Origin of the sequence: Saccharomonospora sp. CUA-673 (genome assembly GCF_001942305.1) — a bacterium.
In the GTDB taxonomy this organism is placed as follows: Bacteria; Actinomycetota; Actinomycetes; order Mycobacteriales; family Pseudonocardiaceae; genus Prauserella.
Genome location: NZ_MKKE01000022.1, coordinates 70,697 through 96,780, shown reverse-complemented (window position 1 = coordinate 96,780; position 26,084 = coordinate 70,697). Strand labels below are relative to the sequence as shown.

The window sequence follows — 26,084 nt, the reverse complement described above, 5'->3', positions numbered from 1 at the left end:
CCATTCATGTCTGCCGGCCTGATGGCCTATGTCTGGGAGGGCCTCGTCGTCACCCTCATGCTCACCGTGTTCGGTGCGCTGCTGGGTCTCGTCTTCGCCTTCATCGCAGGGCTCGCTCGCTCGAGCGACCGCAAAGTCGTCCGCGGCATCGCGATGGTCTACACGGAGGTCTTCCGTGGTTTCCCGTCGCTGGTGCTGCTGTTCGCGCTGATCTTCATCCTGCCGCAGTTCGGATTCCAGCTGAACACGTTGTTCGCCGGCATTCTGGCGTTGGCGCTGAACATCGGTGCCTACGCCGCGGAGGTGGTGCGCGGTGCGGTCCGGTCGGTGCCGCCGGGCCAGCTCGAGGCGGCGGTGGCGCTGAACTTCACGCCCATGCAGCGGATGCGCAAGGTCGTGCTGCCGCAGGCGGTCGTGGCGATGATCCCGCCGTTGTCCAACAACCTCATCGAGCTGTTGAAGGCGACGTCGCTGGTGTCGCTGGTCTACATCTCCGATCTGACGTTCGCGGCGCAGTTGGTGCGCGCCTCGACGGGCGAGACGACGCTGGTGTTCCTCGGCCTGCTCGTCGGGTACGGGCTCATCGCGCTGGTGCTGACGACGATCATGCGCCTGTTGGAGCGGATGGCCGCGAAACGGCTGGGCCGTCAGGTGCCCAAGGGCATCTTCAGTAGCAGCAGCAAGGCGGTGGCAGCGTGAACAACGACGCGTTCGAGTGGAGCCAGGTGTGGGACGCGATGCCCACCATGCTCGACGGCCTCGTCATCGCGCTGCAGGCCACGGTGATCGGCTATGTGATCGCGCTGGTCCTCGGGCTGGTGTTCGCGCTCCTGCGGCGCAGCGACAGCCGGTGGGTCAGCATGCCGGTGGGGTTCTTCGTGGAGTTCATCCGCTCCACGCCGCTGCTGGTGCAGTTGTTCTTCTTCTTCTACGTGCTGCCGTTGATCGGCATCAGCGTGTCCCCGCTGGCGACGGGTGCGTTCGCGCTCGGCCTGCACTACGCGACGTACACCTCCGAGGTGTACCGCTCCGGTATCGACGGCGTGCCGCAGGGACAGTGGGAGGCGGCACGGGCGCTGAACCTGTCGCGGCGTCGTACGTGGTCGGCGGTGATCCTGCCGCAGGCCGTCCCGCGGGTCGTGCCGGCGCTCGGGAACTACGTGATCGCGATGTTCAAGGACACGCCGCAGTTGCTGGCGATCACGGTCGTCGAGATGCTCGGGGCGGCGGTCGCGATCGGTTCGGAGACCTTCCGGTACTCCGAACCCGTGGCCGCGGCCGGTCTGGTGTACCTGGTTGTTGCCCTGGTGATGGCCTGGCTCGCTCGCATCGTCGAGCGACGCTTCGGTCAGGTCCGGGTTTGAGGAGAGGAATAGTTCGTGGCTGGCGAAGACTTCATCACGTTCGAGGGCGTGCACAAGGCCTTCGGGAAGAACGTGGTGCTCGACGACCTCTCGTTCTCGGTCTCCTCGGGTGAACGCGTCACCCTGATCGGTCCGAGTGGCTCGGGCAAGACGACCATCCTGCGCATGCTGATGACGTTGACGCGGCCCGACCGCGGCACGATCGGCGTGGACGGCGACTACCTGTACCACGAGAAGCGCGGCGACGAGCTGGTCCCGGCCTCCGAGGACCACATCCGCAAGGTGCGTCAGCGCATCACGATGGTGTTCCAGCACTTCAACCTGTTCCCGAACATGAAGGTGCTGCGCAACGTCACCGAGGCGCCGATCCACGTGCTCGGCAAGTCGAAGGACGAGGCCGAGGAGCGCGGCAAGGAGCTGCTCGAGATGGTGGGGCTGGGCGACAAGCTGGGCGCCCACCCGTCGCAGCTGTCGGGCGGACAGCAGCAGCGTGTCGCGATCGCCAGGGCGCTGGCCGTGGACCCGGACGTGCTGCTGCTCGACGAGGTCACCTCGGCGCTCGACCCGGAGATCGCGGCGGAGGTGCTGGACGTCCTGCGCGACATCGCGAAGACGACCGACACCACGATGCTGCTCGTGACCCACGCGATGAAGTTCGCCCGCGACGTCTCGCACCGCGTGCTGATGTTCAACGAGGGCAAGATCATCGAGGACGGTTCGCCGGAGAAGCTGTTCAACGAGCCGGAGCACGAGCGCACCCAGTCGTTCCTCCGGTCGGTCATCGACGAGACCTGAGCGGTTCGCGCGCGTCGACGTCGCCGGGTGAGCGGCGCTACTGTCGGGCGCATGACCGACAACGGCGCCGGTGCGGCAGGTTTCCCGGAGTTCGAGCACGTGCTGGTGACGCGGGACGGGGACACGGTCACCGTCATGATGAACCGGGCGGCGCGGCGGAACTCGCTGACCGAGGACCACCTGCGGGAGCTGACTGCCGCGCTGCGCCGGATCGCCGACACCGACGCGACGGGTGTCGTGCTGGCCGGGGCCGGTCCGGTGTTCTCCGCGGGACATGACTTCGGCGACGTCGCCGCCCGCGATCTGGCGGGCGTGCGGGACCTGCTGCGCGTGTGCACGGAGCTGATGGACACGATCCACTCGGTGCCGCAGGTCGTCCTCGCGCGCGTGCACGGGCTGGCGACAGCGGCGGGCTGTCAGCTCGTCGCCTCGTGCGATCTCGCGGTGGCCGCCGAGTCCGCCGGCTTCGCCCTACCGGGCGGCAAGGGCGGCTGGTTCTGCCACACGCCCGCCGTGCCCGTGGCGCGGTCGATCGGCCGGAAACGGTTGATGGAGCTGGCGCTCACGGGCGATCCCATCGACGCCGCGACCGCGCTCGACTGGGGTCTGGTCAACCGGGTGGTGCCCGATGCGGACCTGGACGACGCCGTCACCGACCTGCTGGGCCGGGCGACGCGGGGGAGCAGGGCCGGCAAGGCGCTCGGCAAACAGACGCTGTACGCGCAGCTGGACCGTCCCGAGGACGACGCCTACGCCATCGCCGTCGAGGTCATGGCAGCGGCGTCCCAGTCGCCCGGCGCCCGCGAGGGCATGGCGGCCTTCCTCGAGAAACGCCACCCCTCCTGGCCCGATTAGAAGCTCCCAAGGGCCTCGGGAGCTTTATGCGCGTTCGTGGAGGAGCAGGAGTGCGTAGGCGGCGAGCGACTGGGCGTCGGTGATCTCACCGGTGCGGATCATCTTCTCGACCTCGGAACGGGGGAACCAGGCGGCGGTCATGTCCTGCTCCTCGACCTCGCGTTCGTGGGCGCCCTCGCTGAGGTCGGTCGCGAGGTAGGCGGTGCCGCGTTGGCTGCTGAGTCCCGGCGCGACGTCGATGGTGCCGAGCGCGGTCATCGAGCCGGCGCGCAGACCGGTCTCCTCGCGGAGCTCACGCGCGGCCAATTCACCCGGATCGAGATCCTGCCGATCCGGCGCGGTGCCCTGGGGGAACTCCCAGCGGCGCATCCCGAGCGGGTAGCGGTACTGCTCGACGAGGTGCAACCGCTCGCCGTCATAGGGGATGACCAGCGCATAGTTCGGTTTGTCGACAACGCCGTAAATGCCGGGGCTGCCGTCGGGGCGCACGATGCCGTCCTCGCGGACGGTCATCCAGTTGTTGCGGTACACCTCGCGGCTCGACACGCGCTCAATGGGGTCCACACAACGAGTGTGCCAAGTCCCCTAATCTCTGGCGGGTGCGATTGGTCATTGCCCGGTGCCAGGTCGACTATGCCGGCCGTCTCACCGCCCACCTGCCCATGGCCACCCGGCTGCTGTTGGTCAAGTCGGACGGCTCGGTGTCCGTGCACTCCGACGACCGCGCCTACAAGCCGCTGAACTGGATGAGCCCGCCGTGTTGGCTCATCGAGGACGGCAACCTGTGGATCGTCGAGAACAAGGCCGGCGAGAAGCTCGTGGTCACCATCGAGCAGATCATCGACGAGATCTCACACGACCTGGGTGCCGAACCGGGCCTGCAGAAGGACGGGGTGGAGGCGCACCTGCAGGAGCTGTTGGCCGAGCACATCACGACGCTCGGCGACGGCTACGCGCTGGTCCGCCGCGAGTATCCGACCGCGATCGGCCCCGTGGACATCCTCGCGCGCGACGCCGAGGGCGCCTCGGTGGCCGTGGAGATCAAGCGGCGCGGCGAGATCGACGGTGTCGAGCAACTGACGCGCTATCTCGAGCTGCTCAACCGCGATCCGCTGTTGGCGCCCGTGCAGGGCGTGTTCGCCGCGCAGCAGATCCGTCCGCAGGCGCGCACGCTGGCCGAGGATCGCGGTATCCGGTGCGTCACCCTGGACTACGACGCCCTGCGCGGCATCGAACCGGACGAGTTCCGCCTCTTCTGACGCCCCGCCGCTCCTGACGCCGGCACGCGCCCCCTGCATGCCGGGGCCTCTTCGTGTCGTTTTTCGTGCGCCCGGCGCCTGTTCGTCCGTGTTGACTCGCGGTGGTTGAGTGTGGGCGGTGTGGTGCACTCTGTGCGCGTCTCCGGGGGTTCCGGCAGTGGAGAATTCGCAAACCGCATGAACGTCGACTATTCGCCCGAATCGGTCGGAATCGGTGCGTTCCTCCGCGCTGTCGCTGTCATCTATGCTGTTCACCGGCCTTGAGGCGGGGCCGGACCGACATTCGGAACCCCCACCCGTGGGGTCCATGGACGCGTCGCCGCCGATGACGGTGGGTGCGGAAACGTCGACGCAAAGTAGTTCGCCCAGTGGGATTAAGCTGCGCGACTGCGTGCGGTAATGTTCGCGCGCAGCTCTCTTGGTGAGCATTTCTGTTGACTACTGTTGATTCCGGAGGTGGGCCGATGACTGTCCTAGCCCAGGATCTACGGCTCGACGCCAACGCGATCGACTACGTGTTGCTCGCGTTCTACTTCGCCCTGGTGCTCGGTATCGGCTACCTCGCGCGGAAACAGGTGTCCTCGAGCCTGGACTTCTTCCTGTCCGGCAGGTCGCTGCCCGCGTGGGTGACCGGCCTCGCGTTCGTCGCAGCCAACCTGGGTGCGATCGAGGTCATGGGCATGTCGGCGAACGGTGCCCAGTACGGCTTGCCGACAGTCCATTACTTCTGGATCGGCGCCATCCCGGCGATGCTGTTCCTGGCGATCGTGATGATGCCGTTCTACTACGGCTCGAAGGTGCGCAGCGTTCCGGAGTTCATGCTCCGCCGGTTCGGCAAGCCGGCGCACCTGGTCAACGGCATCAGCTTCGCGACGGCGCAGATCCTGATCGCCGGCGCGAACCTGTTCCTGCTGGCCAGCGTCGTGAACCTGCTGCTCGGCTGGCCGATCTGGCTGTCGATCATCCTGGCGGCCGTGATCGTGCTCGGCTACACGGCCCTCGGTGGGCTGTCGGCGGCGATCTACAACGAGGTGCTGCAGTTCTTCGTCATCGTCGCGGCCCTGCTGCCGCTGACACTGGTCGGCCTGCACAAGGTCGGCGGCTGGGAGGGCCTGGTCGCGCAGGTCGCGGCCGGCCCCGGCGGTGAGGAGCAGCTCAGCTCCTGGCCCGGCAACCAGCTGACCGGTTTCGGCGACAACTTCCTGTCGGTGCTGGGCATCGTGTTCGGTCTCGGCTTCGTGCTGTCGTTCGGTTACTGGACGACGAACTTCGTCGAGGTCCAGCGCGCGATGGCCTCCAAGAGCATGTCGGCGGCCCAGCGGACGCCGATCATCGGTGCGTTCCCGAAGATGCTCGTGCCGTTCATCGTGATCATCCCCGGCATGATCGCCGGCGTCAGCGTCACCGAGCTCGCCGGCGAGAACAAGGCCGCGTTGATGGCGGGCGAACCGGCGCCGAGCGGGGCGACGTTCAACGACGCGCTGCTGCTGTTGATGCGAGATCTGCTCCCCAACGGCATGCTCGGCATCGCGATCGCGGGTCTGCTGGCGTCGTTCATGGCCGGTATGGCGGCGAACCTGAGTTCGTTCAACACCGTGTTCACCTACGACATCTGGCAGGCGTACCTGAAGAAGGGCCGGTCGGACGAGTACTACCTGAAGACCGGCCGGGTGGTGACCGCGGCCGCCACGATCCTCGCGATCGGCACGGCGTTCATCGCGTCCACGTACGCGAACCTGATGGACTACCTGCAACAGCTGTTCTCGTTCTTCAACGCACCGCTGTTCGCGACGTTCATCCTCGGTATGTTCTGGAAGCGGATGACGCCGACCGCCGGTTGGACGGGTCTGGTGGCCGGTACCGCCTCCGCCGTGGGCGTGTTCGTCCTCGCGGAGACCGGCGTGTGGGACCTGCCCGGCCAGGGCGCCTCGTTCGTCGGTGCCGGTGTGGCGTTCGCGGTGGACATCATCGTCAGCGTCGTGGTCACCATGGTCACGCAGCCGAAGCCGGAGCCGCAGCTCGTCGGCCTGGTGTACTCGCTGACCCCGAAGGAACAGTTGAAGCGTTCGACGGTGGGCGAGGATGCGGGCTGGTACCGCAACCCGGGCCTGCTGGCGGGCATCGTCCTGGCGGCCACGATCATCCTGAACATCATCTTCTAGGAGACGACCATGGGCAGCGAGAAGAAAAGCCCCGGAGCCTTCGACGTCCGGCTGGTCATCGCACTGTTGATCGGTGTGTACGGGATCGTGCTGACCGTCCTCGGGCTCGGTTTCACCACCGACGAGGACCTGGCCAAGGCCGACGGCATGAACATCAACCTGATCGCCGGCATCGGCATGCTCATCTTCACGGCACTGTTCCTGTTGTGGGTGAAGCTGCGGCCGCTCCGGGTCCCGGAACCCGGCGACGGCGCCGACGACACGGAGGCTCCGGCCCAGCAGAGCTGACGAATCCGTACCCGGGCCGGGCCTGCGCGACATGTCGCGTAGCGCCCGGCCCGCTTCTGTCGTTAGCGTTGCTCCCGAGCGAACAAACTCGGTATCTGAGCCCTGTCCGAAGCCCTGTGCTTCCGTCCGGTGCCTCAGCCCCCATGACGGGAAAGTAGGTCGAGTCGTGAAGAAGATCATCAACGAGCCGGCGGCGGTGGTCGCCGAATCGCTCCGTGGACTGGCCGCCGTGCATGCCGATCTCGTGCGGGTGTCCTACGACCCCGACCACGTCGTGCGGGCCGACGCCCCGGTCGCCGACAAGGTCGCGGTGATCTCGGGCGGCGGTTCGGGGCACGAACCGCTGCACACCGGTTTCGTCGGTGCGGGGATGCTCGACGCCGCCGTGCCCGGACCGGTGTTCACCTCGCCCACGCCGGACGCGGTGCAGGCCGCGATCTCCGCGACGACGGGCGAGGCGGGGGCGTTGCTGGTGGTCAAGAACTACACCGGCGACGTGCTCAACTTCGAGACGGCGGCCGAACTCGCCGCGGCCGAGGGCCTCGACGTCCGGTCGGTGGTGATCGACGACGACGTCGCAGTGGCCGATTCGACGTTCACCGCGGGTCGGCGCGGCGTCGGCGGCACGGTGCTGCTGGAGAAGATCGTCGGTGCCGCGGCCGCGCGCGGCGACTCGCTGGACGACGTCGAGCGCCTGGCCCGCCGGATCGTCGGCCAGGTGCGTTCGATCGGCGTGGCACTCTCGTCGCCGACCGTGCCGCACGCGGGCGAGCCGAGCTTCGACCTCGGCGACCAGGAGATCGAGTTCGGCATCGGCATCCACGGCGAACCGGGCAGGGAGCGGATCCCGGCCGAGTCCGCCGACGCGCTGGTGGAGCGCATGCTCGACGCCGTGACCGGCGATCTGCCGTTCAACTCCGGCGACGACGTGCTGCTGTTCACCAACTCCATGGGCGGCACCCCGCCGATCGAGACCTACCTGGCGCACGGCATCGCCGAACGGCTGCTGGCCGACCGCGGCATCCGCGTGACGCGGCGGCTGGTCGGCCCGTACATCACGAGTCTGGAGATGCAGGGGATCAGTGTGACGCTGTTGAAGCTCGACGCCGAGCTCGCCGAACTCTGGGACGCCCCGGTGCACACGCCCGGGTTGCGGTGGGGGATCTGATGGGCTGCGACGCGAAGCGGGTGGCGGAGGTTCTCCGCGCGGGCGCGGCGACCGTCGCCGACCACAAGGCCGAGCTCATCGACCTGGACCGGGCCATCGGGGACGCCGACCACGGCGAGAACCTCGACCGCGGGTTCGCGGCGATCCTCTCCACTCTGGACTCCGGGGTTCCGGAGACGCCCGGCGCGGTGCTGAAGATCGCCGCGACGACCCTGATCTCGAAGGTGGGCGGTGCCGCGGGACCGTTGTACGGCACGGCGTTCCTGCGCGCGGCGACGAAGCTCGGTGATCGGTCCGAACTGGACGCCGAGGCGGTCGTCGCCGGGCTGGAGGCGGCTCTGGAGGGTGTCGTCGCGCGCGGCAAGGCCGAGGTCGGCGATGCCACGATGGTCGACGCGCTCTCCCCGGCTGTCGAGGCGGCCCGGCAGGCCCACGCCGACGGCGGGGACGCCGCGGCGGTGCTCGGTGCCGCGGCCGACGCGGCCAAGGAGGGCGCGGACTCGACCGTGCCGCTCGTCGCCAGGAAGGGACGGGCATCGTATCTGGGTGAACGGAGTGTGGGGCACGCCGATCCCGGCGCCACGTCGACGGCGTTGTTGTTGCGCTCGTTCGCGGAAACTGTGTCGTGAAAGGCGGCGGTATGACAGGTGTGGGTCTGGTGATCGTGTCGCACAGCGCCACGTTGGCGTCAGGCGTCGTCGAGGTGGCGGCGCAGATGGCGCCCGACGTGACCGTGCGCGCCGCCGGCGGGCTGCCGGACGGCGGCATCGGCACGGACTTCGAGGCCGTGCTCGCCGCCGTCACGGAGGCCGACTCGGGTTCCGGGGTCGTGCTGCTGTACGACCTCGGCAGCGCGCAGATGACGGCGGAGCTGGCGGTGGAATCGCTGGCCGACCCCGGCAGTGCGGTCGTGGTCGACGCCCCGCTCGTCGAGGGCGCGGTCGCGGCCGCCGTGGCCGCGCAGGGCGGCGGTGACCGCGGTGCCGTCGCCGACGCGCCCGCGTGGCGGGCGGTGCGGCCGGGTCCGAGGACGCATCCGCAGACGCTGCAGCCGACGACACCGCAGGCGGTGCGGATGGTGCGCGGGCGGAGATCACGCTGACCAACGAGGTCGGTCTGCACGCCCGGCCCGCGGCGCTGCTGACGAGGACGATCGCCGACCTCGACGCGGATGTGCGCATCGCCAGCGGCGAGACCGAGGCCGACGGCAAGAGCGTGTTCTCGCTGATGTCCCTGGCGGCCCGCAAGGGCGACACGATCGTCGTGTCGGCCACGGGCTCGCAGGCCGATGAGGCGGTTCAGCGGATCGTCGAACTCGCCGGACGCGACTTCGACGAGTAGCGGCTCAGTCGCGGGCCGGGTCCGAATGCTCCTCGAGCGCGTGTCGCTTGTGGACCCGGTCCGCGTACCACGCCGTCCACACCGACAACGCGGTGACGACGGCACCGAGGAGCACGATCGACAGCACCACCATCGCGTCCACCGGCAGCAGGTAGACCAGCGGTACGCGCAGCACCGCCTCCGTCAACAGCGCGACACCCCACACGACGGTCATGCGCGTGAAGGCGCGGCGGAACGTGGGGATCTCGGCGCAGAGCCGGTCGATCTCGTCGCGTCTGGACGGTGTCGCGCCCTCGCGGACCACGGTCAGGATGAGCGGGCTGCGGCCGGCGCAGCTGGCCAGCAGGATGATGCCGGCGGCACCGGTGGCGAGCGATTCCTTCATGAGCAGGAACCGGCTGTCGCCCGAGACGAACGTCAGTGCCAGGCCGATGCCGAGGATCACGGCCATCAGGCAGGCGAAGGCGTTGAACGTCCGGCTCCGCACGATGCTCCACACCACGCGGGCGGCGGCGAGGAGCGCACCGGCCAGCAGTGCCTGCAGGTCGGGCACCCCGACGGCGCGCAGTCCGTAGTAGGCGGCGAGCGGCCCGCCGACGTCCCAGGCGATGCTCCGGACGAGCGGGGGTACGCGTTGGCTGTCGCCGGTCATGGCGTCTGCTCCGGATTCTCGGGTTTCTCGACACGCTCGACGAAGTCGAGGATGCGGGTGCTGACGGCGTCCGGGAACTCGCCGGCGATCGCGTGCGTGGCCGCGGGCCACACCTCCACCTCGGCGGCGGGCAGCAGGCGCCGGGCCCGCTCGGCGGCCCGGCGGGCGTCGTGGATGACGCTGCGTCCCGCCAGCAGGGCCAGCACGGGAACGTCGATCGCCCGCAGCCGGGCATCCGGCGGCAGGGTCGGTGTCGGCAGGGCGATGCGGTAGGTCCGCATGCCCTCGTCGATGACCCGCACCACCGGATCGTCGGCCTCGGCCGACGCGGACTCGGCGCCGCCGGACATCCAGCGCAGGAACGATTCGCGTGCCCGGCCGCGGATCCCGGGCACCACGGTGAGCGCGCTGCGCGCGATCAGGGCCGCCGGGAACCGCGCGAACGTCTGCACCGGGTCGAGCAGGGTCAGCGACGCGAGCCGTGCGTCGGAGCGGGTCGGCAGGCCGGCGGCGAGGTTCACGGCGAGGTTCGCGGCGAGCCAGCCGCCGAAGGAGTAGCCGACCAGGTGCACCGGTGGCAGGTCCAGTTCGGACAGTACGTCGACGAGCCAGGCGGCGTGCTCGGTGCCGTCGCGGATCGGCGCGGTCTGCTCACTGCGTCCGGGTTCGCCGATGACGTCCAGCGCGTACACCGGCCGCCGGGCCGCGAGGGCGCGCAGGTTCGGCTCCCACATGACGACGGTGCCGGCGCGTCCGGGCAGCAGCAGCAACGGCGCCCCGGTGTCGGTGCCGGAGTTGCTGCCGGACCCGAACCGGTACACCCGCGCGGTGCCGAAGCCGGTCGGCACGTCCCACGTCCCGGCCGGCGCCGGCAGCGCGCGCAGCCCCCGGTCGTAGGCCGCGTCGAACTCGGCGCGTGCCTGCGCGGACACGAACCCGCCCGTACGCGGAGACCTGCGCGACATTCCCCACCCCCGTTTCGCGATACAATCGGATTGTAAAGATGCGCGAGGCGGTTGGCAATCCGGTCGTATCGCGACAGCTGTGCCGGTCGACGTCGGAAGGGCGGATGCGGGTGCCGAAGGTGGTCGATCACGACGAGCGGCGCCGGATGATCGCCGAGGCGGTGCGCCGGATCGCGGCCGATCGCGGCCTCGAGGCGGTCAGCCTCGGCGAGGTCGCCGTCGAGGCGGGGATCTCCAAGGGTCTCGTGCAGCACTACTTCGCGACGAAGGACGAGATGCTGCGGTACGCGACGACGGCGCTGCGCAGGCAGGTCGAACGGCGCATACCCGACGGGCCGCCCGCGCTGCGCGAGGTGCTCGTGGCGATGCTGCCCGTGGACGCCGAGGCGCGCACCGAGGCGCTCGTCGCGAACGCCTTCCTGCCGCGGGCGCTGAAGGATCCGGCGATCGGCACGCGGTTCCGCGAGGGCCACGGCGAGCTGGTCGCCCTGCTGACGACCCTCGTCGCGGCAGCACAGGAGGCCGGGGGCATCGATCCGGAGCTGGACGCCGAACCCGAGGCCGAGACGCTGCTGGCGCTCGTCGGCGGACTCGGCGACGCCGTGCTGTTGGGGCATCGGAGTCCGGCACACGCCGAGTCGTTGATCGATCGGCACCTGGCGAGGCTGGCGCCGGCGGGCTGAGGTCGGCCAGGCTGTCGGACATGGATCCGCACCTGTGCCAGGTCGCCCCGACGATGCTGGCGGCCTTGGACGTACCGGGGTGCACGCCGACGCTGGACCTGCCCGAGGCGAGGAGGGCCTGCCTGTTGTTGATCGACGGGCTCGGCTGGGACCTGCTCCGCGAGCACGCCGACTGTGCGCCCGTGCTGGGTTCGCTGTCGGCCCGGCGCCTGTCGGTGGGGTATCCGGCGACGACCGCCGCGGGCCTGGCCGCCGTCGGCACCGGCGTCGAGTCGGGCGAGCACGGGATGGCGGGCTACAGCTTCGAGATCCCCGGCACCGGTGTGGTCAACGCCCTGCGATGGTGCAGTCATCCCGACGGCGAGGATCTGTCGGAGACGCTGGCCGCCGAGGACGTCCAGCCGCGGGCGACGACGTTCGAACGGGCCGCCGCGGCGGGGGTGACCACGCGCGTGGTGTCGTCGGCGCAGTTCGACGGCTCGGCGTTGACGCGCGCGGCGTTGCGCGGCGGCCGATACGTCGGGGTGCACGCGCTGGGCGATCTCGCGGCGGGGGTGCTCGACGGCCTGCGGGCGCCGCGGGCGTTCGTCTACGGCTACCACGCCGATCTCGACCTGGCCGGCCATCTGTACGGGCCGGGGTCCGAACCGTGGCGGCTGCAACTGCGCCAGGTCGACCGGCTCGTCGAGTCGCTTGTGGATGGACTGCCCGACGAGGCGGTGCTGGCCGTCGTTGCCGACCACGGCATGGTGCGGATCTCCGAGACCCTCGACCTGGACACCGCACCTGAGCTGAGCGCCGGGGTCCGGGCCTTCGGCGGGGAGGTGCGGGCGCGGCACGTCTACACCGAGCCGGGCGCCGAGCGCGACGTGCTCGCCGCATGGCGGGAGGTGCTCGGCGAGCGGGCCTGGGTCGCCGGTCGCGACGAGGCGATCGCCGACGGCTGGTTCGGACCGCGGGTGGACGACCGGGTGCGTCCGCGCATCGGCGATGTCGTCGCCGCGGCGCGCGGGACGGTCGGCCTCGTGCGCGCGTCGGCGGAACCGCGGGAGACGGCGTTGGTCGGCCAGCACGGATCGTTCACGAGCGCCGAACGGTTCGTCCCGTTGGCGGTCGCGCATACCACCTGAGCCGGGGCGACCTCAGCCGGGCGAGCGGGCGGGTTACTGCGGTGAGGTCTCCGCGATCACCTTGACGGCGGTGTCCACATCGGACTCGCCGAGGGTGGCGCGGGCGGCCAGGCGCAGGCGCGTGACGCCGTCGGAGGCCGCGGCGATCGGCGGGCAGACCCGGCCGACGTGCACGCCGTGCTCGGCGCACGCGTCCGCCCACGTGGCGGCGGCCTGGGCACTGGGCGCCGGCAGCGACACGATCGCAGCCGCCGGCATGCTCGTCCGCAACCCCGCGGCGCGCAGGCCCTGCGCGAGCGACAGTGCGGTGGCGACGGCCTTGCCCGGCAGCTCGGGCTCCTCGCGCAACGCGCCGAGCGCGGCGAGGGCGGCGGCTGCGTTGCCCGGCGCGAGGGCCGAGTCGTAACCGTAGGCGCGGGCGACGTCGACGATGTGCCGGATCGCCCTGCGCGGTCCCACCACGGCCCCGCCCTGCGTGCCGAGCGCGCCGGCGAGGCTCACGGTGGTGACGACGTCCGGCGCGGACGAGAGCCCCGCGTCGTGGACCGCGCCGCGGCCGCCGTCGCCGACCACACCGAAGCCGTGGGCGTCGTCGACGAGCAGCGCCGCGCCGTGCGACCGGCACGTCTCGACGAGACCGGCCAGCTCGGCCGCGTCGCCGTCGACGCCGAACACCGACTCGGTGACCACGAGGGCGCGCGTCTTGCGCCGCGTCGACAGGGCGTAGCGACCGCGTCCACGTCGAGGTGGGTGACGGCGGCGATGTCGCCGCGCGACAGGCGGCAGCCGTCGACGAGCGAGGGCTGGACCGACTTGTCGCTGACGATCGCCGATTCCGTACCCGACAGGGCGGTCACCGCGGCCAGATTCGCGGTGTAGGCCGACGGGAACACCGCCGCGGCCTGCGCGCCGACGAACCGGGCGAGCTCGTGCTCCAGCTCGGTGTGCAGTTCGAGGGACCCGCCGAGCAGGCGCGAACCGGCCGCTCCCGCGCCCCACTTCAGCGCCGCGGCCGCGGTCGCCCCCGCGACCCGTTTGTCCTGGGCCAGGCCGAGATAGTCGTCGCCGGCCAGATCGATCCGGCCCGGCGCGGGACCCGCCGCGCGCTGTCGCGGCCGGGGGCTGAGCCCGGCGTCGCCGCGGGCGGTCGCCTCGGCCTCGAGCCAGTCGAAGACCTCGTCGGGTGGCAGAGCTGGACCGGGTGCGTTCACAGCTGGCAGTCTCGCACCACGGGGATGACCGGAGAGGAGCGAGGGGTGGCCGAGGCAGGAGAACTCACCGGACGGTTCGAGGCGATGCCGGAGGACTGGCAACGCGCACTGGCGGTGGTGGCACATCCGGACGACCTCGAGTACGGCGGCTCCGGCGCGGTCGCCCGATGGACCCGTGAGGGCAAGCAGGTGGTCTACACTCTCGCGACCCGCGGGGAGGCCGGCATCGACGGGATGGCGCCCGAGGAGGCGGCAGTCGTGCGCGAACGCGAGCAGATCGAGGCCGCGCGCGTGGTCGGCGTCGACACGGTCGAGTTCCTCGACCACGCCGACGGGGTCATCGAGTACGGACTGCCGCTGCGCCGGGACATCGCCGCGGCGATCCGCAGGCACCGGCCCGAGCTCGTGCTCATGACCAACCACCGGGAGACGTGGCCGGGTGGGCCGTGGCTGAACATGGCCGATCACCGCAACGTCGGCCTCGCGACCCTGGACGCCGTGCGCGACGCCGCGAACCGGTGGGTGTTCCGCGACCTGCTCGACGAGGGTCTCGAACCGTGGGGCGGCGTGCGCTGGGTCGCCGTGTCCGCCTCACCGCAGGCCACGCACGCCGTGGACATCACCGACACGATCGACCTGGCGATGGACTCGCTGCGCGCACACCGCGCCTACCTCGAAGGCCTCGGCGACGGCCCGATGTCCGACCCGAGCTTCCTGCGCGAGTTCGCCGCCCAGACCGGTGCCCGTTTCGGCGGCGGCCTCGCCTGCGACTTCGAACTCATCCCCATGTAGACACGGAAAAGCCCCCGAGGCCCCATAGTCGCGTTGAGCGCGACCAAAGGGCCCTCGGGGGCTTCGAGTGTGGGTCAGGCGTCGATGCGTCGGCGGGGCTTGCCGCGGCCGCCGCCCTGGGGACGGCCGCCGGGCTGGCCGCCACGGCCACCGGCGTCCCGACCGCGGCCACCGTCGCGTCGACCGCCGCCCTGACCGCGCGGTCCGCCCTGACCGCCACGGGGGTTGTCGCCGGGACGACCACCGCGCGGGGAACGGCCCGGACGCTGCCGGTCCTGCTTGGGCTGCTTGTCGACGAGCGGGATGCCGCTCGGCTGCCGCGCACCGGTGATGCGGGCCAGCTCGTCGTCGCCCGGAGCCACGACCAGCGACTTCGGCTTGACGCCCGCCTTGTCGGTGAGTCGCAGCGTCTGCCGGCGCTGGTCACGCGTGATCAGCGTGACGACCGTGCCGGACGCGCCCGCCCGCGCGGTGCGGCCCGCGCGGTGCAGGTAGTCCTTGTGGTCGGCGGGCGGGTCGACGTGCAGCACGAGGCTGACGTCGTCGACGTGGATGCCGCGCGCGGCGACGTCCGTGGCCACCAGCACCGTGGTGCGGCCTTCCTTGAAGTCGGCCAGGACGCGGTTGCGCTGCCCCTGCGTCTTCCCACCGTGCAGCGCGCCCGCGGGCACACCCTGGGAGCGCAGCTTCGTGGCGAGCCGGTCGACGTGGTGCTTGGTGCGCACGAACATGATCGTCCTGCCCTCGCGGGCGCGATCTCGGTGATGACCGACATCTTGTCCGGCTGCGCGAGCTGCAGCAGGTAGTGGTCCATGTTCTTCACCGACGCGGTCACGGGCGCGACCGAGTGCGTCACCGGGTTGTGCAGGTAGCGCTGCACGAGCTTGGAGACGTCACCGTCGAGCGTGGCGGAGAACAGCAGCCGCTGCCCGTCGCGCGGGGTGAGGTCGAGGATCTCGCGGACCTGCGGCAGGAAGCCCATGTCGGCCATCTGGTCGGCCTCGTCGAGGGCGACGAACTCGACCTCGTCGAGCGCGCAGGTGCCCTGGCGGACGTGGTCAGACAGCCGACCCGGCGTCGCGATGAGCAGGTCGACACCGCGGGAGAGGGCGTCGGCCTGGCGGGTGAAGGCCATGCCGCCGACGGCGGTGCGGCACCACAGGCCGAGCGCCTTCGACAGCGGCATCAGCACCTCGGCGACCTGCATCGCCAGTTCGCGCGTCGGCACGAGCACGAGCGCGCGCGGGCGCTTCGGGCGGGCCTTGCCGCCGTCGAGCCGCGACAGGAGCGCGAGGCCGAACGCGAGCGTCTTGCCCGAGCCGGTCTGCGCCCTGCCGAGGACGTCGCGGCCGGCGAGCGCGTCGGGCAGCGTGGCCGCCTGGATGGCGAAGGCGTCGGACTTGCCTTCCTGTGCCAGGGCGCGCACGAGCGGCCGGGGCAGGTTCAGGTCGGCGAACGGGGTGGAGTCGGTGGGGGTCGTGGTCGTGGACATGCTGGACAGGTCGGTGCTCACATGGGCCTCTCGGACGTGGCACGTCGCAAGGAGGCCCGGGAAGTCGCACACGACGTGCACTGGGCGTTCACAGGGACGAACCCGGCGCGCGGTCGAATCGGCGCGCCACATGGTGGAAACGGATGGATGGAGCCTGATCGCCGCCTGAAGGAGCCTTCCGGCTCGCGGCGCACCAGCCAAGGGTACCCGACCGGGCCGGCTGCTCTTCCCGCAGGTCGCCGCCACCGTGTCGGAACGCCGGGCCGGATGCGGCAGAGTGACGAGCCATGCGGATCGTGATCATCGGATCGGGCATCGCGGGGGCGGCCGCGGCGTGGGAACTCGCGGGGCGGGGCGCGGAGGTGCTCGTCGTCGACGCCGAGGCGGCCGGGCGTGCGACGGCGGCGGGCGCGGGAATCGTCTCGCCGTGGAGCTCGCGCACGCTCGAAGGGGACGAACTGGCTTTCCATGCCGCCGGCGCGGCCTACTACCGGCGGTTCGTCGGAGAGCTGGCCGAGGAGGCGGGGGAGACGTCGTTCGCCGTCGTGGGCGGTCTGGTCGTCTCGGCCGACGACGGCGCGCTGCGGGAGTTCCACGCGCGCGCCGTCGAGCGCGCCCGCCGCTGGCCGGACATGGGCGAGGTGACGCTGCTCGATCCGGCGCGGGCCCGGGAGCGGATGCCGCTGCTGGCATCCGAGTTCGGCGCCGTGCACATCGCGGGCGGTGGCCGGGTCGACGGCCGGCGGCTGCGGGAGGCGTTCCTCACCGGGGCCGCGGCGCGGGGCGCGCGGATCCGCGAGGGCCGGGCCGAACTCGACGTCCGGCGCGGACACGTCGCCGGGGTACGCGTCGGTGGCGAGCGCATCGAGACCGACGGTGTGGTCCTCGCCGCCGGCGCCTGGACGGGCGAACTGCTCGCACCCCTCGGCGCGGGACTGCCGATCGAGCCGCAACGCGGCCAGATCAGCCACTTCGGCCTCGAAGGCCTCGACCACCGCGCCGCCGGTGACACCGGGCCCGCCGACACCGCCACATGGCCCGTCCTGTCCCGGATCGGTTCGGGGCACTACATGTTGGCGTTCCCCGATTCCCGGGTCGTGGCCGGTGCGACGCGCGAGACGGGCTCGGGATTCGACCACCGCGTGACCGTCGACGGGCAACGCGAGGTCCTGGCCGAGGCGCTGGCCGTCGCACCCGGACTGGCGCAGGCGACGTTGCTCGAGACCAGGGTCGGCTTCCGCCCCGTGGTCGCCGACGGCAGGCCCGCGATCGGCACGCTGCCCGGACATCCCGAGGTCACGGTGCTGACCGGGTTCGGTGCGGGCGGGCTGACGATCGGGCCGTACGCGGCGAGTCTCGCCGCCGCGATCGCGCTCGGCGAGACGCCGGACGAGATCCCGGCCGAACTGCGCGCCGACCGGTTCGCCCCGGCGTCGTAGCTCGGCGGGGTCGTAGCTCGGCGGGGTCGTCGTAGTTCCCCGGTTCGACGCCCCGGTTCAGTGATCGGTGACGAGGACGAGCTCGGTGTCGCTCGCCTGCTCCATCGTCATGCCGGCGCGTTCGGCCACCGTGCGCAACTGGTCCACAGTGGATAGCTCGCTGCGTTGGGTCGCCAGCACCGCGGCGAGCCTGCCCTTGTAGGCCTTGTTGTGGTGGCTCACGGTCTTGCGCTTGCCGGAGGCGTCCTCGGTGACGACGCGCACCGTGACGGCGCCGGGAATGCGCGCCAGCGTCGCGTACGCGCCGGACCTCAGGTCGACGACGAGCTCGTCGGTGTCCAGCGCCGGTTCGAGCACCGGACGCCACACCGAACGCAGCGTTCCCAGGCCGGGCAGGGAACTGCCGCCGGAGAGCCGGTAGGCGGGGATCGGGTCGCCCGCCCGCACGACGCCGAACAGCGCCGACGCGACGGCGAGCCGCGCACCGGCCCGGTCGGCCTCGGCGGTGGTGAACGAACCGGCGCCGAGGGCGTCGTAGAGCACGCCCGTGTAGCGCTGCAGCGCCGGCATCGTGGGTGCGGTCCACAGTGCCGCGTTGCGGTCGACCTCACCGGCCTGCCGCTCCGACAGGCCGAGCGCGGCCAGGCTCGCGGGCACGTCGGCGGCGAGTTCGACCAGAGCGTCGGCCAGTTTGCGGCGCACGGGGTTCAGCTCGGGCAGCGACAGGGCGTCCAGGTCGAGCGGTGCGCCGGAACCGCCGGGGGCCTTGGTCTCGGAGGGTGGCAACAGGACGAGCACGCCGACCGAGCCTACCGGCGCTCCGCGCGCCGGCCGTTAACCGGTTGGAGCAGCTGAGCGGCCGCCGACTACCCTTCGTCCATAGTTCTTTTCCCTCTCGACGAGGAGCCAGAAGTGATCACCAGGATGTCGTCGCTGTTCCTGCGCACGCTGCGTGAGGATCCGGCGGACGCCGAGGTGCCCAGCCATCGTCTGCTGGTGCGCGCGGGATACGTCCGCCGAGCCGCCCCGGGCGGCTACTCCTGGTTGCCGCTCGGCCTGCGCGTGCTGCGCAACATCGAGCGGGTCGTGCGCGAGGAGATGGACGCCATCGGCGCGCAGGAGATCCAGTTCCCCGCGTTGCTGCCGAAGGAGCCCTACGAGGCCACCGGCCGCTGGAGCGAGTACGGCGACACCCTGTTCCGGCTCAAGGACCGCAAGGGCGCCGACTACCTGCTCGGCCCGACGCACGAGGAGCTGTTCACGCTCACCGTGAAGGGCGAGTACAGCTCGTACAAGGACTACCCGGTGATCCTGTACCAGGTGCAGACCAAGTACCGGGACGAGGCGCGCCCCCGCGCGGGCGTGCTGCGCGGACGCGAGTTCGTCATGAAGGACTCGTACTCGTTCGACCTCGACGACGCCGGTCTCGAGACGTCGTACCAGAAGCACCGCGCGGCCTACATCAAGATCTTCGACCGGCTCGGCCTCGACTACGTCGTGGTGGCCGCGACGTCGGGCGCGATGGGCGGTTCGGCCTCGGAGGAGTTCCTCGCGGTGGCCGAGTCCGGTGAGGACACCTACGTGCGCAGCACCGGGTCGGACTTCGCCGCCAACGTCGAGGCCGTCGTGACGCCCGTGCCGCCGTCGCTCCCGCTCGAGGGCCTGGCCGAGGCGCAGGTGCACCACACGCCCGACACCCCGACGATCGAGTCGCTGGTGGACTTCCTCAACGGCGCGGGCATGGGCCGGCAGTTCACCGCCGCCGACACGCTCAAGAACGTGCTCGTCAAGACGCGCACCCCGGGCCAGAAGGAGTGGACGCTCCTGGCCGTCGGCGTGCCCGGCGACCGCGAGGTCGACATGAAGCGCCTCGAGGCCTCCCTCGAGCCCGCCGAGGTCGCCCTGCTCGAGGAGTCGGACTTCACGGCGAACCCGTTCCTGGTGAAGGGCTACATCGGACCGGGCGCGCTGCAGGCCAACGGCGTCCGCTACCTCGTCGACCCGCGGATCGTCACCGGCACGGCGTGGGTCACCGGTGCCGACAAGGCCGACCACCACGTCGTCGACCTCGTCTGCGGCCGCGACTTCACGCCCGACGGCACCATCGAGGCCGCCGAGGTCCGCGAGGGCGACGAGGCGCCCGACGGGTCGGGCACGCTCGTGGCCGCCCGCGGCATCGAGATCGGCCACATCTTCCAGTTGGGCCGCAAGTACGCCGACGCGTTCGAGCTGGACGCACTCGGCCCCGACTCCAAGCCCGTGCGGATCACGATGGGCTCGTACGGCATCGGCGTGTCGCGCCTCGTCGCGGCGATCGCCGAACAGCACCACGACGAGCTCGGCCTGGTGTGGCCGCGTGCCGTGGCGCCGGCCGACGTCCACCTCGTCGTGGCCGGCAAGGACGACACCGTGTTCGCAGGCGGCGAGCGGATCGCCGAGGAACTGTCGCAGCGCGGACTGTCGGTGCTGTTCGACGACCGCAAGGCCTCGCCGGGTGTGAAGTTCGCCGACGCCGAGCTGGTCGGCGTGCCCACGATCGTCGTGGTCGGCAAGGGCCTGGCCTCCGGCGTCATCGAGGTCAAGGACCGCGCGACGGGGGAGCGCAGCGAGGTCCCGGCGGACGAGGTCGTCGACCACGTGACCGGCCTCGTCCGCGGCTGACGGACGGGCCAGGGGGATGTTCGGGTTCGGCCGGCGACGACGCGGGGACGCGCGGGCCGAGGAGTTCGGCTACCGCGACAACGCCGCGCTCGACGGCGTCGGTGGGTACGAACCCGCCGACCCGAACGACGCCTACCGGCCGGCCACGCCGGTCCAGCCCGAGCCGGCACAGCAGCCGGCGCCGCAACACCCCACGCCTCAGTACCCGGGACAGCAGTACCCGGGGCAGCAGCCGTCGCCGCAACACCAGGCCGGTTGGCAGCCGCCCGGGCAGTCGTATCCCGCGTATCCGCAGCAGCCGTCGTCGGCGCCCACGGCAGACACGCAGGGCAAGGCGGCTCGTCCGGTCGCGGCCGGTTGCTTCGTCGTGCTGGCGGTACTCGGCGGGTTCGTCGCCGGTCTGGTGGGCTACAGCGGCGACGACGACACCGCAGACACCGCAGACTCTGCCGGCGGGCCGGACGTGACGGCGACCCCGGACACCGAGTCGGCCCCGAACACCGAGTCCACACCGGCGCCCGACGTCGAACCGGTGGTGGACGGCTGGCAGCCGGTGGTCCAGACCGAGGGTGTGTACGCCTACGACGTGCCGCCCGACTGGGAGCCGGCGCCCACGCGCGTGCACGGCTGGTCCCCGTCCGGCGAGGACGAGGGCCGGGCGCTGAGCACGAGCGCGTTCGCCGGGCAACGCTGCGACGGCGTCCACACGAACGGGGCGGGCGTGACGAGTTTCGAGGTGGCCGCCGCGGTCCAGGACTCGACGGACGACGTCGCCACCGCGCTGGTGGACGACATCGCGGGCCGGGCCTACGGAGACAACGGGACGGCACCGCACGTGGACATCAGCGGCCGAGGGGCCGACAGCTTCGGTTCCGACCGCTCGATGACCCTCGCGGTCGCCGACGTGCAGCCGGAGGCGAGCGGTCCGTGCGTGCCGGATCGGTCCCGGGTCGCGGTCGCCGTCGTCGGCGAGGCCGGGGAGACGGAGATGGGGGCGCTCGTCGTGTACGGCGACGCCGCCCGGCTGACCGACGAGCAACTCGACCAGATGCTGCGCAGCCTCCGCCACCTGTCCTGAGCGTGCCTGACCAGGGTGTCTGTGCCCTGAGTTCGTAGCGATTACCGATCCTGGACCGAGTCGTCGAACCGGATTTCAACACCCGTTGACATTCCACCCTGTCGTGCGCGTATCCTCAAAATTCAACAGGCGAAGAATAAGGGTGGTGGGGTTGATGGGTACTCGAGGACGGCAGCAGGCGATCGTCGCGGGCACGGCGGTGGTCGGAGCGCTGGTCGCGATCGTGCTGGGTTTCCTGACCTTCGGCGCGCAGACGACCGCCGGGCCGCAGGCGGTGCCGGTGGCGGTGACGACGCCGGAGCAGGCTCCGCCGCAGCTGGCGGCCGTGGCCGAGCGCGTCGCGGGCGCGGGCGGGGACATGCTCGACTGGCACGTCGCGGAGCAGGCCGCAGGCCGGGCGATGCTCGAGGATCAGGACGTCTACGGCGTGCTCGAACTCGGCATGGGTCCCGAGGGGCCGTCGGTGACGGTCGTGACGTCCGGGGCCGTCAACCCGACCGGCACCCAGGTGGCGGAGCAGGCGCTGACCGCGGCAGGCGGACAGGTGGCGGCGGCCATGGCGCAGCAGGCCGGGGCGCAGGCCGGCGGGGAGCAGGCAGGGGAGGCCGGGGCGCAGCCCGGCATGGCGCCGCCGCAGGTGGCCTCGGAGACGATCCACCCGACGGGGACCACGGGCAGGGTCGCCCCACTCGGCATCAGTGCGCTGGCCTGGATCGGCGGGCTGGTCGGCTCGGCGGCGCTGGCGGTGCAGGTCCGCCGCGGCGTGCTGCGGGTCGGCGTGGGCGCGCGCCTGGTGCACCTGGTGCTGACCGGGACGCTCGTGACCGGCGTGCTCGTCGGGTTCCTCGCGCTCTGGGACTCGTCGCTGGTGCTCGACTGGTCGGTGGTGGGCTTCCTGGCCCTGACGGCCACGGCGTTCGCCTCGGTGCAGGGGATGTTGTTGCGCTGGCTGGGCATTCCGGCGATGGCGGTGCTCGGACCGCTGTACCTGCTCGCGCCGTCGGTCGCGGCCCAGGTGCCGGAGATGCTCGACTCGGCCTACCGCACGTTGCTGTGGTCGTGGACGCCGTTCCGGTTCTCCACCGAGGGACTGCGCAGTCTGATCGTCGGCACGCCCGACACCGCGCACGTCAGCACCGCGCTGTGGGTCCTCGGCGGGATGCTCGTCGTCGGGCTCATCGGCCTGCTGTGGCCACGGGCCGCCGACTCTGCCGACGCCGCAGAGTCGGCCGACTCCGCCGGCGCGACGTGCCGGTCGGATCAGCCGGGCAGGAGGCTGAACCGGACGCGGCGCACCGGGTTGTCGACGTTGGTGTCGACGAGACAGATCGACTGCCACGTGCCGAGCGCGAGCCGGCCGTCCAGCACGGGGACGGTCGCGTAGGGCGGGATCAACGCGGGTAGCACGTGATCGCGGCCGTGCCCGGGGCTGCCGTGCCGGTGCCGCCACCGGCTGTCTCGGGGGAGCAGGTCCTCGAGCGCGGCGAGCAGGTCGTCGTCGCTGCCGGCTCCCGTCTCGAGCACGGCCAGTCCCGCGGTCGCGTGCGGCACCCACACGTGCAGCAGACCGTCCCCGCCGCCGTTCGGCGCGTCGGCGAGGAACCGCTCCGCGTCCCGCGTCAGATCGTGCACCACGGCACGGTCGCCGGTCCGGATCTCGATCTCGGTGGAATGCATGCCTCCAGCGTACGGAGCCCGAGCCTGCCCCACCGCACGTCGGCACCGTCCTCTACGCCATCGCGCCCGCGGGCACAAGAGGTGATCTCCGTTACAGGATGGTCCATGATGGTGATCGACAGGTTCCTCGACGAGGAGGACGTCCATGGCAGCCGAGTCCGTGGCAGGAGACGCGGCGCCGGCGCTGTCGGTCGGTGTCGTCGCCGAGACCGCGCCGGACGAGCGGCGCGTCGCGCTCGTGCCGAAGCTCGTGGAACGGCTCGTCACGCGCGGGCTGCGGGTCGTCGTCGAACCCGGCGCCGGGCAGCGCGCGGGCCTGCCCGACGAGCTCTACACCGCCGCAGGGGCCGAGCTCGCGGCGACCGCGGCCGAGTGCGATCTCGTCCTGACCGTGACCCCGCCGTCCGATGAGGACATCGCGCGCCTGCCGCGCGGCACCGTCCTCATCGGATTCCTCGACCCGCTCGGCGCACCGCAGCGCATCGAGACGCTGCAGGCGGCCGGCATCACCGCGTTCGCCGTCGAGGCGATCCCGCGGATCTCGCGGGCGCAGGCGATGGATGGCCTCTCGTCGCAGGCCAACGTCTCCGGCTATCGCGCCGCGCTGCTGGCCGCGCAGCGGAGCCCACGGTTCTTCCCGATGCTCACCACCGCGGCCGGCACCGTGCCACCGGCGAAGGTCCTCGTGCTCGGCGCGGGCGTCGCCGGGTTGCAGGCACTGGCCACGGTGAAACGGCTCGGCGCCCAACCGACCGGCTACGACGTGCGGCCCGACGTCGCCGAACAGGTGCGTTCGGTCGGCGCGCAGTGGCTCGACCTGGGCATCGAGGCGGTCGGCGAGGGCGGGTACGCCCGCGAACTCACCGAGGACGAACGCGCCGAACAACAACGCAGGCTCACCGAGGCGATCAGCGGATTCGATGTCGTCATCACCACGGCGCTCGTGCCGGGACGCACGGCGCCGACGCTCGTGACGGCCGAGGCGGTGCGCGGCATGCGGCCCGGCAGCGTCGTCGTCGACCTCGCCGGTGCCACCGGCGGCAACTGCGAACTCACCGAACCCGGCGAGGACGTCGTCGTCGGCGCCGTCACCATCTGCTCCCCGCTGAACCTGCCCGCCGAGATGCCGTTGCACGCCAGCGAGTTGTACGCCCGCAACCTCGTCGAACTGATCGAACTGCTCACCGACACCGACGGCCGGCCCGCGATCGACCCGGCCGACGAGATCGTCGCCGGCGCCTGCGTCGCCGGCCTGCCGGGAGAGGAGGAGTAGATGCCCATCGAGAGCCTCGCGATCCTGGTGCTCGCCGGATTCGTCGGCTACACCGTGATCTCCAAGGTGCCCAACACCCTGCACACGCCGCTGATGTCCGGCACCAACGCCATCCACGGCATCGTGCTGCTGGGCGGTCTCATCGTGCTGGGCCACGGCGTCGACGGGGTGCTGAACAAGATCCTGCTCGTCGTCGCCATCGCCTTCGGCATGATCAACGTCGTCGGCGGGTTCCTCGTCACCGACCGCATGCTCGGCATGTTCAAACGCAAGCCCGTGGAGCGCGCAGAGGGCCGTTCCGACGGGCAGAGCGAGCAGAGCGGGGAGGGCGGCCGGTGAACACGCTCGTCTCCGTCCTCTACATCGTCGCGTTCGCCCTGTTCATCTACGGCCTCATGGGCATGACCGGCCCGCGCACGGCCGTCCGCGGCAACTGGATCGCCGCGACCGGCATGGCGATCGCGGTCGTGGCGACGCTGCTGCTGCCCGGTATGGGCAACTGGCTGCTCATCGCGCTCGGCATCGGTATCGGCGCGGTGATCGGCGTGCCCGCGGCGCGTCGGGTGAAGATGACCGCGATGCCGCAGATGGTGGCGTTGTTCAACGGCGTCGGCGGCGGTGCCGTCGCCCTCATCGCGTGGGTCGAGTTCCGCGTGACCGACGGCTACGAGGGCGAACCGCGGTACGTCGCGATCGCGTCGTTGTTCGCCGCGATCGTCGGTTCGGTGTCGTTCTGGGGCTCGAACGTCGCGTTCGGCAAACTGCAGGAGATCCTGCCCGGCAAACCCATCACGGTCGGCAGGCTGCAACAGCCGTTGAACCTGGCCGTACTGCTCGCCGCCGTCACCTGCGCCGTGCTCATCGCCTCGGGGATGCGCTCCGAATGGCTGATCGTCGTCGTGCTCGTGGCGGCCGCACTCGTCGGCGTCATGGTGGTGCTGCCGATCGGCGGCGCCGACATGCCCGTCGTGATCTCCCTGCTCAACGCGCTGACCGGGCTGTCGGCCGCCGCGATGGGCCTGGCGCTCGACAACACGGCGCTGATCGTCGGCGGCATGATCGTCGGCGCATCCGGTTCGATCCTGACGAATCTCATGGCGCAGGCGATGAACAGGTCGATCCCGGCGATCGTCGCGGGCGGATTCGGCGGCGACGCCGCGGCCGGCGCGCCCGGCGCCGGTGGTGCGGGCGACCGCCCCGTGCGCAGCACGAGCGCCGCCGACGCCGCGATCCAACTCGCCTACGCGGGCAGGGTGATGGTCGTGCCGGGCTACGGCATGGCCGTCGCGCAGGCGCAGCACGCCGTGCGGGAGATGGCCGACCTGCTGGAGGCCAAGGGCATCGACGTCGCCTACGCCGTGCACCCGGTCGCCGGGCGCATGCCCGGGCACATGAACGTGCTGCTCGCCGAGGCCGACGTGCCCTACGGGGCGCTCAAGGAGATGGACGAGAGCAACTCGGCCTTCCCCCAGGTCGACGTGTCCCTCGTGATCGGGGCCAACGACGTCACCAACCCCGCGGCGCAGACCGACCCGGCGTCGCCGATCTACGGCATGCCGATCCTGCACGTCACGTCCAGCCGCTCGGTGATCGTGCTGAAACGCTCCATGGGGTCCGGCTTCGCCGGCATCGACAACGCCCTGTTCACCGACCCCAAGACCGCCATGCTCTTCGGCGACGCCAAGGAATCCGTCGCCGGCATCGTCGAGGAACTCAAGGTGCTGTAGGCCGCCGCGGCGACGGTGTTGCCTGCCACGAACGCCCTCCGCCGTCCCCAGGTCGTCGACCGTGCGCCGATC

23 protein-coding genes and 3 pseudogenes are annotated in these 26,084 nt (G+C 71.3%); 19 read left to right on the top strand and 7 right to left on the bottom strand.

Annotated elements, in window-relative coordinates; all coding sequences use genetic code 11:
- Positions 1 to 6 precede the first annotated feature (6 nt).
- The 4 genes from ehuC to BJF85_RS11680 are packed head-to-tail and all read left to right on the top strand — an operon-like array spanning position 7 to position 3,014.
- Positions 7 to 699 (top strand): ectoine/hydroxyectoine ABC transporter permease subunit EhuC, encoded by a 693-nt coding sequence (ehuC, locus tag BJF85_RS11695; RefSeq protein WP_075847302.1) that lies wholly within the window; start codon positions 7 to 9, stop codon positions 697 to 699.
- Positions 696 to 1,364, top strand: coding sequence for an ectoine/hydroxyectoine ABC transporter permease subunit EhuD (gene ehuD, locus BJF85_RS11690; RefSeq protein WP_255375573.1), 669 nt, complete (start codon positions 696 to 698; stop codon positions 1,362 to 1,364). The genes ehuC and ehuD overlap by 4 nt, the downstream gene beginning before the upstream one ends.
- A 15-nt stretch (positions 1,365 to 1,379) precedes the next feature.
- Positions 1,380 to 2,159: an ectoine/hydroxyectoine ABC transporter ATP-binding protein EhuA gene (gene ehuA, locus BJF85_RS11685; RefSeq protein ID WP_075847300.1), complete on the top strand. Its 780-nt coding sequence runs from the start codon at positions 1,380 to 1,382 to the stop codon at positions 2,157 to 2,159.
- A 51-nt stretch (positions 2,160 to 2,210) separates the two neighbouring features.
- Positions 2,211 to 3,014 carry an enoyl-CoA hydratase-related protein gene (locus BJF85_RS11680; RefSeq protein WP_075847298.1) on the top strand — a complete coding sequence of 268 codons (804 nt, stop codon included), beginning with the start codon at positions 2,211 to 2,213 and terminating at the stop codon, positions 3,012 to 3,014.
- Positions 3,015 to 3,038: 24 nt separating this feature from the next.
- On the opposite strand, the gene BJF85_RS11675 is transcribed toward BJF85_RS11680, so the two are convergent.
- On the bottom strand, positions 3,039 to 3,578 hold the full coding sequence (locus BJF85_RS11675; protein WP_075847296.1) for an NUDIX hydrolase: 540 nt from the start codon (positions 3,576 to 3,578) through the stop codon (positions 3,039 to 3,041).
- Positions 3,579 to 3,613: 35 nt separating this feature from the next.
- Here BJF85_RS11675 and nucS point away from each other — a divergent pair, with 35 nt between their 5' ends.
- From nucS to dhaM, 6 genes and pseudogenes are all read left to right on the top strand, one after another.
- Entirely contained in the window at positions 3,614 to 4,273 is a 660-nt protein-coding gene (gene nucS, locus BJF85_RS11670) for an endonuclease NucS (protein ID WP_075847293.1), read from the top strand.
- Between the two features lie 464 nt (positions 4,274 to 4,737).
- Positions 4,738 to 6,435 carry a sodium:solute symporter family protein gene (locus BJF85_RS11665; RefSeq protein WP_075847291.1) on the top strand — a complete coding sequence of 566 codons (1,698 nt, stop codon included), beginning with the start codon at positions 4,738 to 4,740 and terminating at the stop codon, positions 6,433 to 6,435.
- A gap of 9 nt (positions 6,436 to 6,444) precedes the next feature.
- Positions 6,445 to 6,723 (top strand): hypothetical protein, encoded by a 279-nt coding sequence (locus BJF85_RS11660; protein ID WP_075847289.1) that lies wholly within the window; start codon positions 6,445 to 6,447, stop codon positions 6,721 to 6,723.
- A 166-nt stretch (positions 6,724 to 6,889) separates the two neighbouring features.
- Positions 6,890 to 7,891 carry a dihydroxyacetone kinase subunit DhaK gene (gene dhaK / locus BJF85_RS11655; protein WP_075847287.1) on the top strand — a complete coding sequence of 334 codons (1,002 nt, stop codon included), beginning with the start codon at positions 6,890 to 6,892 and terminating at the stop codon, positions 7,889 to 7,891.
- Positions 7,891 to 8,520, top strand: a complete 630-nt coding sequence (dhaL, locus tag BJF85_RS11650; protein ID WP_075847285.1) for a dihydroxyacetone kinase subunit DhaL — start codon at positions 7,891 to 7,893, stop codon at positions 8,518 to 8,520. Before dhaK ends, dhaL begins: the two co-directional genes overlap by 1 nt.
- 11 nt (positions 8,521 to 8,531) lie before the next feature.
- Positions 8,532 to 9,232 (top strand): annotated as a pseudogene (gene dhaM / locus BJF85_RS11645) (dihydroxyacetone kinase phosphoryl donor subunit DhaM).
- A gap of 4 nt (positions 9,233 to 9,236) precedes the next feature.
- Here dhaM and BJF85_RS11640 read toward each other — a convergent pair.
- Positions 9,237 to 9,884, bottom strand: a complete 648-nt coding sequence (locus tag BJF85_RS11640) for a VC0807 family protein (RefSeq protein ID WP_075847283.1) — start codon at positions 9,882 to 9,884, stop codon at positions 9,237 to 9,239.
- Positions 9,881 to 10,816, bottom strand: a complete 936-nt coding sequence (locus BJF85_RS11635; protein ID WP_369822147.1) for an alpha/beta fold hydrolase — start codon at positions 10,814 to 10,816, stop codon at positions 9,881 to 9,883. Before BJF85_RS11635 ends, BJF85_RS11640 begins: the two co-directional genes overlap by 4 nt.
- A 143-nt stretch (positions 10,817 to 10,959) precedes the next feature.
- Here BJF85_RS11635 and BJF85_RS11630 point away from each other — a divergent pair, with 143 nt between their 5' ends.
- Both BJF85_RS11630 and BJF85_RS11625 read left to right on the top strand, forming a co-directional pair.
- Entirely contained in the window at positions 10,960 to 11,532 is a 573-nt protein-coding gene (locus tag BJF85_RS11630; protein ID WP_075847543.1) for a TetR/AcrR family transcriptional regulator, read from the top strand.
- A 20-nt stretch (positions 11,533 to 11,552) separates the two neighbouring features.
- Entirely contained in the window at positions 11,553 to 12,662 is a 1,110-nt protein-coding gene (locus tag BJF85_RS11625) for an alkaline phosphatase family protein (RefSeq protein WP_139320586.1), read from the top strand.
- Positions 12,663 to 12,695: 33 nt separating this feature from the next.
- On the opposite strand, the pseudogene BJF85_RS11620 reads toward BJF85_RS11625, so the two are convergent.
- Positions 12,696 to 13,873, bottom strand: a pseudogene (locus BJF85_RS11620) (aminotransferase class I/II-fold pyridoxal phosphate-dependent enzyme).
- A gap of 84 nt (positions 13,874 to 13,957) precedes the next feature.
- Here BJF85_RS11620 and BJF85_RS11615 point away from each other — a divergent pair.
- Positions 13,958 to 14,665 (top strand): PIG-L deacetylase family protein, encoded by a 708-nt coding sequence (locus tag BJF85_RS11615; RefSeq protein WP_075847539.1) that lies wholly within the window; start codon positions 13,958 to 13,960, stop codon positions 14,663 to 14,665.
- A 74-nt stretch (positions 14,666 to 14,739) separates the two neighbouring features.
- On the opposite strand, the pseudogene BJF85_RS11610 reads toward BJF85_RS11615, so the two are convergent.
- Positions 14,740 to 16,157 (bottom strand): annotated as a pseudogene (locus BJF85_RS11610) (DEAD/DEAH box helicase).
- Positions 16,158 to 16,444: 287 nt separating this feature from the next.
- Here BJF85_RS11610 and BJF85_RS11605 point away from each other — a divergent pair.
- Positions 16,445 to 17,596 (top strand): FAD-binding oxidoreductase, encoded by a 1,152-nt coding sequence (locus tag BJF85_RS11605; protein ID WP_075847279.1) that lies wholly within the window; start codon positions 16,445 to 16,447, stop codon positions 17,594 to 17,596.
- Between the two features lie 57 nt (positions 17,597 to 17,653).
- Here the strand turns inward: BJF85_RS11605 and yaaA are convergent, their stop codons facing one another.
- A complete protein-coding gene (yaaA, locus tag BJF85_RS11600; protein WP_075847277.1) occupies positions 17,654 to 18,394 on the bottom strand; it encodes a peroxide stress protein YaaA in 741 nt (246 codons plus the stop codon).
- Positions 18,395 to 18,508: 114 nt separating this feature from the next.
- Between yaaA and BJF85_RS11595 the strand changes: the two genes are divergently transcribed.
- Both BJF85_RS11595 and BJF85_RS11590 read left to right on the top strand, forming a co-directional pair.
- Positions 18,509 to 20,257, top strand: coding sequence for a proline--tRNA ligase (locus BJF85_RS11595; RefSeq protein WP_075847275.1), 1,749 nt, complete (start codon positions 18,509 to 18,511; stop codon positions 20,255 to 20,257).
- 16 nt (positions 20,258 to 20,273) lie between these two features.
- Entirely contained in the window at positions 20,274 to 21,335 is a 1,062-nt protein-coding gene (locus BJF85_RS11590; protein WP_075847273.1) for a hypothetical protein, read from the top strand.
- 1,260 nt (positions 21,336 to 22,595) lie between these two features.
- Here the strand turns inward: BJF85_RS11590 and BJF85_RS11580 are convergent.
- Entirely contained in the window at positions 22,596 to 23,012 is a 417-nt protein-coding gene (locus BJF85_RS11580) for a secondary thiamine-phosphate synthase enzyme YjbQ (protein WP_075847269.1), read from the bottom strand.
- 145 nt (positions 23,013 to 23,157) lie between these two features.
- Between BJF85_RS11580 and BJF85_RS11575 the strand changes: the two genes are divergently transcribed.
- From BJF85_RS11575 to BJF85_RS11565, 3 genes are read left to right on the top strand one after another with little or no spacing between them, the layout of a single operon-like run.
- Positions 23,158 to 24,285 carry an NAD(P) transhydrogenase subunit alpha gene (locus BJF85_RS11575; RefSeq protein WP_075847267.1) on the top strand — a complete coding sequence of 376 codons (1,128 nt, stop codon included), beginning with the start codon at positions 23,158 to 23,160 and terminating at the stop codon, positions 24,283 to 24,285.
- Complete coding sequence (locus BJF85_RS11570; protein ID WP_075847265.1) at positions 24,286 to 24,624, top strand: NAD(P) transhydrogenase subunit alpha; 339 nt, start codon at positions 24,286 to 24,288, stop codon at positions 24,622 to 24,624.
- A 56-nt stretch (positions 24,625 to 24,680) separates the two neighbouring features.
- Positions 24,681 to 26,012 carry an NAD(P)(+) transhydrogenase (Re/Si-specific) subunit beta gene (locus BJF85_RS11565; RefSeq protein WP_369822152.1) on the top strand — a complete coding sequence of 444 codons (1,332 nt, stop codon included), beginning with the start codon at positions 24,681 to 24,683 and terminating at the stop codon, positions 26,010 to 26,012.
- Positions 26,013 to 26,084 lie beyond the last annotated feature (72 nt).

Excerpts from the sequence above, each read along its gene's own strand:
- ehuC (WP_075847302.1), top strand. The coding sequence starts at position 7 with ATGTCTGCCGGCCTGATGGCCTATGTCTGGGAGGGCCTCGTCGTCACC.
- BJF85_RS11680 (WP_075847298.1), top strand. The coding sequence starts at position 2,211 with ATGACCGACAACGGCGCCGGTGCGGCAGGTTTCCCGGAGTTCGAGCAC.
- BJF85_RS11665 (WP_075847291.1), top strand. The coding sequence starts at position 4,738 with ATGACTGTCCTAGCCCAGGATCTACGGCTCGACGCCAACGCGATCGAC.
- BJF85_RS11660 (WP_075847289.1), top strand. The coding sequence starts at position 6,445 with ATGGGCAGCGAGAAGAAAAGCCCCGGAGCCTTCGACGTCCGGCTGGTC.
- dhaL (WP_075847285.1), top strand. The coding sequence starts at position 7,891 with ATGGGCTGCGACGCGAAGCGGGTGGCGGAGGTTCTCCGCGCGGGCGCG.
- BJF85_RS11640 (WP_075847283.1), bottom strand. The coding sequence starts at position 9,884 with ATGACCGGCGACAGCCAACGCGTACCCCCGCTCGTCCGGAGCATCGCC.
- BJF85_RS11625 (WP_139320586.1), top strand. The coding sequence starts at position 11,553 with ATGGATCCGCACCTGTGCCAGGTCGCCCCGACGATGCTGGCGGCCTTG.
- BJF85_RS11615 (WP_075847539.1), top strand. The coding sequence starts at position 13,958 with ATGCCGGAGGACTGGCAACGCGCACTGGCGGTGGTGGCACATCCGGAC.
- BJF85_RS11605 (WP_075847279.1), top strand. The coding sequence starts at position 16,445 with ATGCGGATCGTGATCATCGGATCGGGCATCGCGGGGGCGGCCGCGGCG.
- BJF85_RS11590 (WP_075847273.1), top strand. The coding sequence starts at position 20,274 with ATGTTCGGGTTCGGCCGGCGACGACGCGGGGACGCGCGGGCCGAGGAG.
- BJF85_RS11580 (WP_075847269.1), bottom strand. The coding sequence starts at position 23,012 with ATGCATTCCACCGAGATCGAGATCCGGACCGGCGACCGTGCCGTGGTG.
- BJF85_RS11575 (WP_075847267.1), top strand. The coding sequence starts at position 23,158 with ATGGCAGCCGAGTCCGTGGCAGGAGACGCGGCGCCGGCGCTGTCGGTC.
- BJF85_RS11570 (WP_075847265.1), top strand. The coding sequence starts at position 24,286 with ATGCCCATCGAGAGCCTCGCGATCCTGGTGCTCGCCGGATTCGTCGGC.
- BJF85_RS11565 (WP_369822152.1), top strand. The coding sequence starts at position 24,681 with ATGGGCATGACCGGCCCGCGCACGGCCGTCCGCGGCAACTGGATCGCC.